This window comes from Pseudomonas sp. ADAK21 (assembly GCF_012935735.1).
Taxonomy (GTDB): Bacteria; Pseudomonadota; Gammaproteobacteria; order Pseudomonadales; family Pseudomonadaceae; genus Aquipseudomonas; species Aquipseudomonas proteolytica.
The window spans coordinates 2,711,556-2,724,055 of sequence record NZ_CP052857.1 but is presented as its reverse complement, the minus strand read 5'-3'; the positions used below and the strand labels follow the sequence as shown (position 1 = coordinate 2,724,055).

The 12,500-nt window shown below is 62.5% G+C and carries 6 protein-coding genes; 5 read left to right on the top strand and 1 reads right to left on the bottom strand.

The genetic code is table 11. The features are described 5' to 3' along the window. Position 1 precedes the first annotated feature (1 nt). The 5 genes from HKK57_RS12255 (at position 2) to HKK57_RS12235 (ending at position 6,515) form a co-directional block, all read left to right on the top strand. On the top strand, positions 2-1,384 hold the full coding sequence (locus HKK57_RS12255) for a PepSY-associated TM helix domain-containing protein (protein ID WP_169390219.1): 1,383 nt from the start codon (positions 2-4) through the stop codon (positions 1,382-1,384). A gap of 153 nt (positions 1,385-1,537) precedes the next feature. After that, a complete protein-coding gene (locus HKK57_RS12250) occupies positions 1,538-3,646 on the top strand; it encodes a TonB-dependent receptor (protein WP_169390218.1) in 2,109 nt (702 codons plus the stop codon). Between the two features lie 129 nt (positions 3,647-3,775). After that, positions 3,776-4,564: an ABC transporter ATP-binding protein gene (locus tag HKK57_RS12245; RefSeq protein ID WP_029297725.1), complete on the top strand. Its 789-nt coding sequence runs from the start codon at positions 3,776-3,778 to the stop codon at positions 4,562-4,564. Continuing rightward, positions 4,561-5,508 carry an ABC transporter substrate-binding protein gene (locus tag HKK57_RS12240; protein WP_070994288.1) on the top strand — a complete coding sequence of 316 codons (948 nt, stop codon included), beginning with the start codon at positions 4,561-4,563 and terminating at the stop codon, positions 5,506-5,508. Before HKK57_RS12245 ends, HKK57_RS12240 begins: the two co-directional genes overlap by 4 nt. Further along, positions 5,505-6,515 carry a FecCD family ABC transporter permease gene (locus HKK57_RS12235; protein ID WP_029297729.1) on the top strand — a complete coding sequence of 337 codons (1,011 nt, stop codon included), beginning with the start codon at positions 5,505-5,507 and terminating at the stop codon, positions 6,513-6,515. Before HKK57_RS12240 ends, HKK57_RS12235 begins: the two co-directional genes overlap by 4 nt. Before the next feature lie 33 nt (positions 6,516-6,548). Here the strand turns inward: HKK57_RS12235 and HKK57_RS12230 are convergent, their stop codons facing one another. Further along, positions 6,549-12,443 carry a DUF4329 domain-containing protein gene (locus HKK57_RS12230; RefSeq protein ID WP_169390217.1) on the bottom strand — a complete coding sequence of 1,965 codons (5,895 nt, stop codon included), beginning with the start codon at positions 12,441-12,443 and terminating at the stop codon, positions 6,549-6,551. Between the last annotated feature and the right edge of the window lie 57 nt (positions 12,444-12,500).

Here is a 12,500-nt window from a genome sequence, read left to right as displayed (position 1 = left end):
GATGAACCCTCCAAAGATCTCCTTCTACAACCTGGCCTGGCGCTGGCATTTCTACGCCGGGCTGTTTGTCGCCCCCTTCATGGTGTTGCTGGCAGTGACCGGCATCATCTACCTGTTCAAGCCCCAACTTGACCCGCTGATGTACGGTCAGTTGCTCAACGTGCAGCCCGCCGCGCACGTCCTCAGCGCCGACGAGCAATTGCAGCGGGCCAAGGCCGCCTATCCACACGCCACCCTCAGCAAATACCTGCCGCCCGTGGACGCCAGCAGCAGCGCGCAGTTTGTCCTGCACAACGCAGGCAACGAGCTGACCGTTTTTGTCGACCCTTACCGCGGCAGCGTGCTTGGCGAGCAGGACGCGACCTACAACCTGCAAGCCATCGTTCGTGCGCTGCATGGTGAATTGATGATCGGCACCACCGGCGACCGCCTGATTGAACTCGCGGCCGGCTGGGGGGTGATGCTGGTGGTGTCCGGCCTGTACCTGTGGTGGCCGCGCGGTCGCTCTGCTGCCGGGATTCTGTGGCCGCGCCTGGGCAGTCGCGGGCGCCTGTTCTGGCGCGACCTGCATGCCGTCACCGGGTTCTGGGGCGCGGCGTTTCTGCTGCTGATGATCCTCAGCGGCATGACCTGGACCGGCTTCTGGGGCAAGCAGTACGCCGACCTGTGGAACCGCTTCCCGGCGGCGATGTGGAACGATGTGCCGCAGTCCGATCAACAGGCCCGCAGCCTCAATACCGCGACGCAGCAGACCGTGCCCTGGGCCATGGAAAACACCCCCATGCCGGTGTCCGGCGAGCATGCCGAACACATGCAGCACGGTGGCATGCACCACGGCCCGGCCGCGCCCTCGATCAGCCTGCAACAGGTGGTGGACCTGGCCACCGCACGCCAGGTCGAGCCGGGCTACAGCATCACCTTCCCGACCACGGCCACAGGCGTATTCACCATCGCCGTGTTCGCCAACGACCCGCGCAATGACGCAACCCTGCATGTGGACCAATACACCGGCAAGGTCCTCGCCGATGTGCGTTGGCAGCACTACAACACCGTGGCGCGGGTTACCGAGTCCGGGGTGATGCTGCACGAGGGCAAGATGTTCGGCGTGATCAACCAGATCATCGTGCTGCTGGTGTGCCTGATGATTCTGCTGAGTGCGGTCAGCGGCGTGGTGATCTGGTGGAAACGCCGGCCCCAAGGTGGCCTGGGGGTTCCACCGTTGCGCCATGATTTGCCGAAGTGGAAAACCGCCATGGTGATCATGCTCGCGCTGGCGATCATTTTCCCATTGGTCGGTGCGTCGCTGATCCTGGTGTGGGTCCTGGATCGGCTGGTGCTGGCGCGCTTTTTCAAGCAACGTGAATCGGCCTCATCTTCCCCATGAGGCAGGCGAGATGCCCTACATAGAGACGTTATGTAGTCTTACGCGGGCTTTCATCCCAAACGTAAGAAGTGTTAACTTATAACACTTACTGCACCGTCCCCACTCGCCGCGTCCAGCGGCGAGTACCGTCTCGAAGAAGCGATCTGTCGTCCGATGAACAAGTACCTTGCCAGCGGCCTGTGCCTGCTTGCCTTGCAAAACAGCGCCCAGGCCCTGACCCTGCCCACCAGCCCCGTGACCGCCCCGGCGGTGGACAGCGAATATATCGACCTGAGCACTCCAACCACAGCCGGTTCGCGCCTGGGCCTCACAGCCCTGCAAACCCCCGGCAGTGTCGAAAGCCAGACCGGCACGCAGATCCGCGAACGGGGCGACGCCAGTGTGCAGGACGCAATCTCCCGTGCCACCGGCATCAGCCGCACCGGCACCCCGGGCGACGGCGGCACCTCGCTGCAAGCCCGTGGTTTTACCGGCCAGGGCTCGGTGATGCAGTTGTATGACGGCAACCGCCTGTACACCGGCATGGGCACCTCGACCTTCCCGGTCGACACCTGGGCGGTCGAGCGCGTGGACGTGCTGCGCGGCCCGGCCTCGGTGCTGTATGGCGAAGGCGCCACCGGCGCAGTGGTCAACACGATCTCGAAAAAACCCTTCACTGGCGAGATCGAAAACCACATCCGCCTGGGCTACGGCTCCTATGATCGCCAGCAACAAGCCCTGGACAGCGGCGGTTCGCTGACCGACACCTTGAGCTATCGCCTAAACCTCAACCGCCTGCGCAGCAATGGCTTTATCGACCGTGGCGACTCGGCCAGCGATTTTGCCAGCGGCGCCCTGCGCTGGCAGGCCGCCGATGACCTGAGCTTCACCCTGGCCCACGACTACGGCGACCAGCGCCCACAGAACTACTTTGGTACACCGCTGCTCAACGGCCACTTGCACAAGGGCCTGCGCGACAAGAACTACAACGTCAGCAACGACACCCAGCATTACAACGACCAGTGGACGCGCCTGAGCAGCGAATGGCAGATCAACGATGCCGTCAGCGCGCGCAACGAGCTGTACTACCTCAAGGCCCAGCGCCGCTGGCAGAACGCCGAGAACTACAACTTCAGCGCCGGGCAACTGACCCGCAGCGGGTTCTACGGCATCAAGCACAACCAGGAGCAGGTCGGCGATCGCCAGACCTTCACCTTCAAGCACACCCTGTTCGGCCTCGATAGCCAGACCGTGACCGGCGTGGAATACAACCGCATCCGTTTCCGCCTGGCCAGCAACTCACCGTTTGAAGACGTCGTGACCGGTGGCCAGCCGATTGATGTGAAACACCCGGCCCAGGCCCCTTTTGAAAGTGCCGACCCGTTCCTGCCGCTGTTCGCCACCACCACCAAACAGTTCGCAGGCTTTGCCGAAAACCGCCTGCAACTGACCGACCAGCTCTCGCTGATCACCGGCATCCGTCGCGACTACGTGCACCTGGACCGCGATGACCTGCGCAACGGTGAGCGCAGCGACAGGACCCTGACCGGCAACAACTGGAAGGCCGGCCTGGTGTTTGCCATCACTCCAGACACCTCGGTCTACGGCCAGTACGCCACCAGCACCGATGGCGTCGGCGGGTTGATCTCCCTGAGCTCAAGCCAGCAAGCGTTCGACCTGTCCACTGCCAAGCAGACCGAGATCGGTATCAAGCAGGCCTTCTGGGATCAGCGCGGCGAGTGGACCCTGGCGGCCTACCATATCGTCAAAAAGAAACTGCTGACCGATGTGCCGGGCAACCCGCAGTTCAAACAGCAGGTGGGCCAGCAATCCTCCAATGGCCTGGAAGCCAGCCTCGACCTGCAACTGCTCCACGCCTGGCAGCTGCAAGCCAACGCGGCCATCGTGCGGGCGCAGTACGACGACTTCCAGCAGAATGTCGGCGGCGTACAAGTCTCGCGCGATGGCAATCGCCCGGTGGACGTGCCGCGCCGCACCGCCAACCTGTGGCTGAGCAAGGCCGTGACCGAAGACATCCGCGCCAGTGCCGGCGTACGTTATGTGGATGCGCGTTACGCCGACATGGCCAACCAGAACGAGCTGCCCAGCTACACCGTGGTCGATGCCAGCGTTTCGTGGAAAGCCCTGCGCAACACGACATTGGGCCTGCAATTGAATAACCTGTTCGACCGCACCTATGCCGTGAGCCAATACAATGAAGGCCAGCAATGGATACTGGGGGAGCCGCGCTCGTTCTTTGTGACGGCCGACTACACCTTCTAACCCCCCCACAATGTGGGAGCGGGCTTGCCCGCGATAGCGGCGGATCAGTCAAAGATGCACTTACTGACAGAGCGCAATCGCGGGCAAGCCCGCTCCCACACTGGATCGCTGTTTGACTTGAGAGATTTGATGCCCACCCTCGACCTTCACCACCTCGCCTGGTCCCCCCTGGGCCACAGCCACTGCCATCACCAGTTCCAGCTGCGTGATGCCAGCCTGCAGGTGGGCGCCGGGGAGTTTGTCGGGCTGATCGGGCCCAATGGCAGCGGCAAGACCAGCCTGTTGCGCTGCGCCTATCGGTTCAGCAAACCCGAGCAGGGCGAAGTGCGGTTCGATCACCAGAACGTCTGGAAGCAGCCTTCACGCTGGTGCGCCCAGCGCATCGCCGTGGTGTTGCAGGAATTCCCCGATGCCTTCGGCTTGCGCGTCGATGAAGTCGTTGCCATGGGCCGCACGCCCCACAAAGGGCTGTTCGACGGCGATACCCAACACGATCGCCAACTGGTGCAGCAAGCCCTCGACTCCGTCGGCCTGCTGGGCTTTGAGGACCACGCCTTCGCCACCCTTTCCGGCGGTGAAAAGCAGCGCGTGATCCTCGCCCGCGCCCTGGCCCAGCAACCGCAATTGCTGATCCTCGATGAACCGACCAACCACCTCGACCCACGCTACCAGCTTGAGTTGCTCAAGCTGGTCAAGCGCCTGCAGATCGGCACCCTGGCCAGTATCCACGACCTGAACCTGGCGGCAGCCTTCTGTGATCGCCTGTACGTGATAAACCACGGGCGCATCATCACCAGCGGTACGCCGCACGAGGTGTTGACCACCGAGTTGCTGCGCGAGGTCTTCGGTGTCGAGGCCTTGATCGATGCCCATCCTTTGTCCGGCTACCCTCGAATCACCTGGATAACCCAACCATGATCCTGCGCTCCCTGCTCTCCCTCGCTTTGCTGCTGGGCACTGCCCAGGCGTTTGCCGAAGCGACCCATTACCCGCTGAAAATCCAGAGCTGCAACCGCGAAGTGACCTTCAACCAGGCGCCGGAACACGCCGTCAGCCACGACATCAACATGACCCAGATGATGCTGGCCCTGGGGCTCAAGTCGCGCATGGTCGGCTACAGCGGCGTGACGGGCTGGAAATCCGTGACCCCGCAAATGGCCCAGCTACTCGATGGCCTGCCAGAGCTGGCGAGCAAGTATCCGTCGGTGGAAACCCTGCTCAATGCCAACGTCGATTTCTTCTTCGCCGGCTGGGACTACGGCATGCGCGTGGGCGGCGACCTCACGCCGCAAACCCTGCAACCTTTGGGCATCAATGTGCTGGAGCTGACCGAGTCCTGTGCGTTTGTGATGAAGCGCCCGGCCGCGACCCTGGATGACACCTACAACGACCTGCGCAACCTGGGCAAGATCTTCGACGTGCAGGAGCGCGCCAATGCCTTGATCACCCGGATGCAGGCACAGGTCGCCGATATACAAAAAAACCTGCCGGCGGAAAAACCCCGGGTATTTCTCTACGACAGTGGCGAAGACCGCGCCATGACCTCGGGCCGCCTGGGCATGCCGCAAGCGCTGATCGAGGCGGCGGGCGGGCGCAATATCCTCGATGACGTGGACGCCAGTTGGACCCGCATCAATTGGGAAACCGTGGTCGAGCGCAACCCACAGGTCATCGTGATCGTCGACTACAGCGAAATCAGCGCCGCACAGAAGCAGCAATTCCTGCTGGACAACCCGGCGCTGCAAGCGGTGGACGCCATCAAGCACCAGCGCTTTATCGTGATCCCCTACGTGCAGGCCACGCCCGGTATCGACAATGTGCTGGCGGTCCAGACCCTGGCCAAGGGGTTTCACCACCCATGATTGACCGTCGCTACGCCCTGCTGCTGGTGGCCCTTGGCGCGTTGTTGCTGGTGTCTTGCGTGATGTCTTTGGGCTTCGGCCCCGCGCGGGTGCCCCAGGACGTGGTGTGGCGGATTCTGCTGCATAAGGTAGCGGGCGTTGGCGAGGTGAGCTGGAGCGCCGGCCAGGAACATATCGTCTGGTTGATCCGCGTGCCGCGCATGCTGCTCGGCGCCCTGGTGGGCGCGGGCCTTGCGTTGATCGGCGCGGTGCTGCAGGCCGTGACGCGCAACCCGCTGGCCGACCCCCATCTGCTGGGCGTGACCTCCGGCGCCACCTTGGGCGCGGTGATTGTGGTGCTGCATGTCGGCCAGGTCATCGGCTTGCTGACGCTGCCGCTGGCCGCGTTTATCGGCGCGCTGTTGAGCATGCTCGTGGTGCTGGCCGTGGCCAGTCGCAACGGTCGCCTGGAAAGTGATCGCCTGTTGCTGTGCGGCGTAGCGGTGTCGTTTGTGATGATGGCGGTGGCCAACCTGCTGCTGTTCATGGGCGACCATCGCGCCGCGTCGGCGGTGATGTTCTGGATGCTCGGCGGCCTGGGCCTGGCACGCTGGGAGTTGCTGGCAATTCCCTCTGCGACTGTGCTGCTCGGGCTGCTGTTGCTGTTGGGCATGGCGCGCCCGCTCAACGCACTGATGGCCGGCGAACAGACCGCCGTCACCCTGGGCCTGAACGCACGCAATGTGCGCCTGAAGGTGTTCCTGATTACGTCGCTGATGACCGGCGTACTGGTGTCCATCAGCGGCTCCATCGGCTTTGTCGGGTTGATGGTGCCGCACATTGCCCGGCGCCTGGTGGGCGCCGAGCATCGGCGACTGCTACCGGCCTGCGGCTTGCTCGGCAGCCTGTTCCTGGTGTGGGTCGACGTCGCTGCACGCACCCTGATCGCCCCCGAAGACCTGCCTATCGGCGTAGCCACGGCGGCGATTGGCGGGCTGTTTTTCATTGGCCTGATGCGCAAGCGTTAGGCCGCCGGCCCCCTGAAAAAACCGGGCCTGCGCTTACAGCTCATCCCGGTCCCGTATGTTCAGCGGCTCATCCCCCCCGATCGCTTCCAGGCTCAGACCATTGGCATATCCCAACTGCTGCTCGGACAGCTGCCCTTCGTTGATCCAGAATCCGTCTTTATCCAGGACCAACAGCTTGCCAGCGTTGACCATGCCTTTGAGAAACACGCTGGGATAAACCGTGGGCCCGGTCACCAGCGTCTTGCCTTCGAAGGGCATAAAACTTGGCACGTATTTCAATAGCGCACCGCCCTGGCACGAGAGATAAAGAGCGGCGGATTCACGGGGCAAGCTACGCAATATCCAGATGAAATAGCTCATGAGTTCCGGCCCCACAAAATTACGCAACAGGGCCTGGTCCGCTGGATCCAGGCTGTCCGTGGCAGGCATGCTGCTGTAGAGCAGATGCACCCCGACGACCCCATGGTTTGGCGGGAAGTCCGGCACCGGCGCCGGGGGTTCCAACGGCTGAACGGGCCCTTGAGGGCCGCTGTAGAACAGCCGCAAAATCAGCGCGCGCCCAACCCCAGGAGCCACGGGGAGCGTGACCAGGAACGAGGAGCGCGTGGCGTCGGCCAGAACGGCAGCGAGGTACTGCTGATCCTGATAAGGCGAGAGTCGCCGCTGCAGATAGCGCACCGCATCATCCCCATGGGAGAACACCGGGCCACATGCCGCCGCCCATGGGTCGACCCAGACCTCGACCACGCCAGGCCGCCAGAACTGATCCACACGATTGCGCGTGGTCCACTCTCGCCCCTGGATCAGCGTGCTCAGATCGCCAATCGCCACCAGGTCCTGCACGTAACTGAGTACGGTCCGCTTGCCTTCCAGTAACTGCTGGCGCAACTCGACCAATAGCCCAAAATCCTCCAATTGAGCCTCGGTTCCCTGGTACTCATAGCGGAGCAAGGCGCCGTCCTGGCACGACAGGTACATCCCCAGGCGCTTGCCTTTCAAGCCATGCAGGGAGAAGCGAATGCCGGTGTCGATATCCGTGGGCGTAAAGAACGCCTGGCGCAGTGGATCGTCGGCGGGCGCCTGGGCTACGTTGCTGGCGCACAGGTAGAAACCTTCGAGCCCATAGTCCTGGGGAAACTGGCCATTGGGAAAAACTTGCCAGAAGTCGCGATAGCTCTGGCGCACCATCGGCAGGCTGGCCATATAACGCGCGGTTTTCTTCGACTTGAAGAGATAGCCAAACTGTAGATTTTCGCCATGTCGGCAGCGCTCATGGACATAACGTATCGCATCCTTTTCGTTGGCAAAGAGCGGACTGAACGCCGGGTCTGCCAGGGCGTTGCGGATCATCAACGGCGCGACCTGGAACGCAATGAACTCCCCGCTGATCCGGCGTGGAATACCCCAGGCAGGGCTGCCCTGCACCACTCGCAACACCCCGGTTTTGCCCAGGCGGGTGACAAACTCGGTGGGGGTCAGTTCGCCCTTGCGGATCTGCCGCTCAATGCGGTTATCCAACAGATCTGCGCGCACCGGGTTCAACGCCTGCAGGTCTTTTTTCAGTTGCTCTTCCAATGGCGTCCCGCTGCGGGTGTAACTCACCACACAGCGATCGGCGCCCAACAGGTACTCGTCAGTCAAGCTGGCGTCCTGCCCCCAAAGCGCTGCGCCAATCACCCTGGTGGACGGCATATTGCGATACAGCTGCTCCTGGTGGGTCTCCAGGGCGAAGGGCAACTCGCGGACCGGGCTTGAGCGGTAGCGCCCCACAAGGGTGTGGGCGGCGGGGAAGCCGCCCGTGCTGACCACTTCATCCGGGAAGATCCATTTGGGGTCGAAATCTTCACGCGGCACTTTCAGCGGTTCGGTGGCCACAAACAGGCCGTCGGGGCGCTTGAGGATCACCCCGCCCATCAAGCCATTGCCCTGGAGCAACAACGATTGCGCATGGCGTACCGCATCGTCCTGATGATGGAAGGCCGGCCCCAGGCGACGGCGCAGGAAGTTGGCATAAGGTCGCCATGGCTCGGAGCCTCGGTTCACCGCCCCTCGCCGATCCCAGCACTGGCTGCTGTACAGCACCCGCAAGCCCCCGGCCTTGGCGACCAATGAAACAAACTTGGCGGTGTCAAACGTGCCGTTGCGCAGGCTCATGCCCTCGATTGTCACGTCCTCACCCAGGGGGGGCTGTGTGAGCAGGGGCGCGAGTTGCGGTTGATGACGCAACAAGGCGCCGTCCAGCGTCGACAGGTAGACCGGCAATATGCCTGTCGCTGAATCACGCGGTATCGAGCGGGCGTCGTCTTCGGCACGCATCAGCACATTCGGGGTGACAAAAAACCGCATCAGCCAGGCCTCGACCGGCGGCAACCCCGACGGTAGCCATTGCTGCGAATAGAGCAGCCCCACCACCGTAAAGCTCCTGGCGAAAGCACCACCAGCCAGATAGCCGGCCCCTTTGGATACGTCACGTAACCAACGCCCGCTGAGGGCTACCGGTAACAGTTCGCTGACCACAAACTCATCCGCCGCTGGGTGCTTGAGCACATAGGCGATGTAGCCCTGGGCATCCAGGTTCCTGCCAGCCCAGCGCAAATGGGCATTGAGCGCCGCGCCATCCTGGCTGCTGAAAATCGCGCCGAATGCCGGGTTCAACGGATCGACATCGGCGTAGTCGAAGTTTGGCGTCCAGTCGCTGTAGACCCGGCCACGGGGGCCCCACAACGAACTGCGGACCAGCACTTGCAGGTCGCCCGCGTCCGCCAGCCGGGTAACGATGTCTGCCGGTTTGAGCACACCCGATTCCAATCGCTCGAAATACCCATGCTTGCCAGCCTCACGGGTGGTGTTGCTCTGCACCACCAGCTCCCTGGCCGAGCCGCCGGGGACATAGCCGATCAGGTTGTTCGGCGAGCCGCTCAAGTAGGCCGGTCGGCGCGACGCAATCACCGCCTGGAGTTCCTGATCCGAGAACATCGTGGTCATGACTTCCAGGTCCTCCAGCGTCCAGTTCAACCGCTGCTGGCGCTCGCGGTCACTGGCCGACAGTGCGGCGTGGGAGGCGTAGCGCGCATACAGCTCATAACCTCGCGGCGGTACCAGCACCCCATTACCGGCAACCGGCGTGAGCAGGTCGGCAGTGAATCCATTGCCGTGGATAATCAACGGCTCAGTGAAGACAAATCGCCCATCCAGCCCCTTGAGGATATAACCGCCATACGCCTGCGCTCGGCGAAAGCCGATCCGCTCATGGGCATGCCGAGCGGCATCCTCGGCCGTCAGGAACGCCGCACTCAACGCCACGGAACCCGTGCCCAATGGCAGGCTCTCGCTGTCATACACCGGCCCCTGGGTTTGCCATAACGCGCCCTGCTGAAGCACCGACAACGCACCGGCACGGATTACCCGGCGCACGAAGTCCCGTGGAGACAACGAGCCGTCGAGCAAGGCGGCCTGGTTACCTTTATCAGTCACCGTACTGCCCGTCACGGTCACCAGTTCGTTGTCGGGCGCGGCACCTGGCACCTGCCACTGCAGCAATGCGTTGTCGGCGGTGCGCAGATACAACTTCAGCCCCAGCCCGGCGACCTGCAATGCGAAGGTTTCCAGCCCCTGTTGCACGCTCTCCACCAGCAATTTCGGGCTGGTAAAGCGCCTGTACAGCCACTCCTCCCGAACGAGCAGTTGTGCGGCATCAAGGGGCGGCGCATTGCGGTAGATGCCGACCAGTCGGTAATTGGACGGCAGTTTGGGCTGACCGTCGGCCCGCAGCGGAAACAGGCTTGCCACGCTCGTGCCGGCCGCAACGGGCAGCGTCGCGGCGTAGGTTTGCGTGGTCTTGTGCTTGAGTACAACGCCTTGGTACGCCCCCGTTGGCAAGGCGGCCAGGTGGTTCAGTGCAATCAGCGCAGCCACTTGCCCCATGTTCGTGGCAGGCGTAAGGAACGGCTGCTCCTGCACGACGCCTGCGGGGCTGACCGGCGTGCCGACTCGCCATCCTCGGGAGACCCGGCCGCGAGCGCCACCCCAGACACGACTGGGCACTACCACCCGCAGGTCTCCCACATCGGCAAAATTCCAGATCGCCCCTTCAAACTCAGTGAACGTTTCGATCCGCAGCTCACCGGTCAGTTGCTTGAGCAGCTTTTGCTCCGCTGCCGACCCGCTGCTCACGTATTTGAGCAACGACCCCTCTGGCCCCGACAGATAGTGAGCGGGCGTAAACTCGCGGTTGCCGATGACAAACGCCTGGTCTGCCGACGAGAAAAAACTGATAAATACCGCAACCTGATCAGCGGAAAACTGCGCGTGCAGTTGTTGCTCGCCAACGGAACCGGCCGGATGTGAGTGGTAGAGGGCATGGCAATCATAGGGGGACGGTGCGATGAAGTAGTCATGCTCATCAGTGGCAAGGATGGAGCGGAAATCAAATTGAATGGCCGCACCGGCCACCGGCTCGGTGGCGAAATAGCGCGCGCCCTGTTTCAACACGGCGCCGCCGTACTCCTTGTCGCGCTGGTTGCCGATCCGGTCGTGGGCCCAGCGGGCAGCATCGTCAGCGCTGATGAAGGGCGGGCTCAAGACCGGTTTGGGAATCAATGAAAACGCGCGCCACTGAGCATCCACGGGGCCGCTCCTGTCCCAGACTTTTCCCGTGCGGGTGACGGTCAGATGCCCTGCTTCGGCCACACGCAACACAAACGCCCGAGGGCGCAATGTACCGTCGAGTAACGCCGAATCGATCTGGTTATCCACCACCCGACCGTCAGCCTCGACGCGAAAAAGATCGGCCTCGGCCGCCGAGAACGAACAGGTGTATTGCAGCAAGGCCCCATCATTGACGCTGCGATAGAACACCAGCCGCCGCTGTGGCCCCAGCAAGTCCCTGGACTGGTGCCCTTGATAAAGCTGGGTTGCCAGTTCGGCGGGCGCAAAAAAGTTGCGGTACAACCACGGCTCCAGGGCGGAGAGCCTGGCAGGCACCGGAGTGGGGCCCTGGTAGACGCCGTACCAATGGAACTGATCGTGCTGCACCCGATTGCCATCGGGGGGCAGTGCAAAAAGCTGTTGGATGGTCGCCGGGGCCGCGCCGCCGGCCAGCGGCTCGGTCAGCACGTAATCTTCTCTATCGATGTGCTTGAGGATAAACGCCGTTTGGCGCTGTTCAAGCAATGCCAACGTGGCTTGCAGCCCGGACTGCACAGCCCCGCACGCCGGCAGATCGTAGGTACGCGAGACGAAGGGGGAAAAAGGCTGCCATTGCTTGGGCACTGTACCTACCGATCCGCCCCATAAAGCACTGGGTACCACGAAGGACAATTGACTGACACTGAGCACCTTCTTGATAAGGCTCTCAGGTTTCACGTCGGGAACACCGTCCTCATGGCCGAAGTGCAAGCGTTGCTTCAACCACACGCCAAAGCGCCGCTCCTCCTCCGACCCGGTGGTGACATGCTTGAGCAGCGCGCCATCCGGACCGGACAGGTAAGACGCCGAAAAAAAACCGCGCTCCAAAATATTGATGCTCAGGTCGATATCCGAAAAAAAGCTGTTCAAGGCCTTGGCCTGGCGTTCGGAAAGCGCAGGATTATTGGCTGCAAACTCCTCGAACATATCGGGATGTGAGTGATATTCGGCCACACACCGATAGCCTTGCGGGTGCAAGTACTGACTGTTGCTGTCGACCTTGAGCACGTCCCAGAAGTCGAAAGTATTGCGCTGCCCCGCAATAGGTTCGGTGCTATAGAAATAGCCATCTGACAAGCTCTCCAGAATCACCCCCCCATACTCGATAGCACGCCGGCTGCCGATCTGCCGGTGGGCGTAGCGGGCCGCATCGTCCATGGTGATAAAGGCAGGCCCCACAGGTGGTAGCGCCACATCGGACTTCAGGCCACTGCCGAACCATCCGCGTTTAGGTCGTTCCATGACATCCCCTCAAATTTGCCGTGGCCAGACGCTGGCCAAGGTCACGGCGATCTTTGC

What these genes read in the sequence shown, in the direction of transcription:
- HKK57_RS12255 (WP_169390219.1), top strand. Translation starts at nt 2, where the DNA reads ATGAACCCTCCAAAGATCTCCTTCTACAACCTGGCCTGGCGCTGGCAT.
- HKK57_RS12250 (WP_169390218.1), top strand. Translation starts at nt 1,538, where the DNA reads ATGAACAAGTACCTTGCCAGCGGCCTGTGCCTGCTTGCCTTGCAAAAC.
- HKK57_RS12245 (WP_029297725.1), top strand. Translation starts at nt 3,776, where the DNA reads ATGCCCACCCTCGACCTTCACCACCTCGCCTGGTCCCCCCTGGGCCAC.
- HKK57_RS12240 (WP_070994288.1), top strand. Translation starts at nt 4,561, where the DNA reads ATGATCCTGCGCTCCCTGCTCTCCCTCGCTTTGCTGCTGGGCACTGCC.
- HKK57_RS12235 (WP_029297729.1), top strand. Translation starts at nt 5,505, where the DNA reads ATGATTGACCGTCGCTACGCCCTGCTGCTGGTGGCCCTTGGCGCGTTG.
- HKK57_RS12230 (WP_169390217.1), bottom strand. Translation starts at nt 12,443, where the DNA reads ATGGAACGACCTAAACGCGGATGGTTCGGCAGTGGCCTGAAGTCCGAT.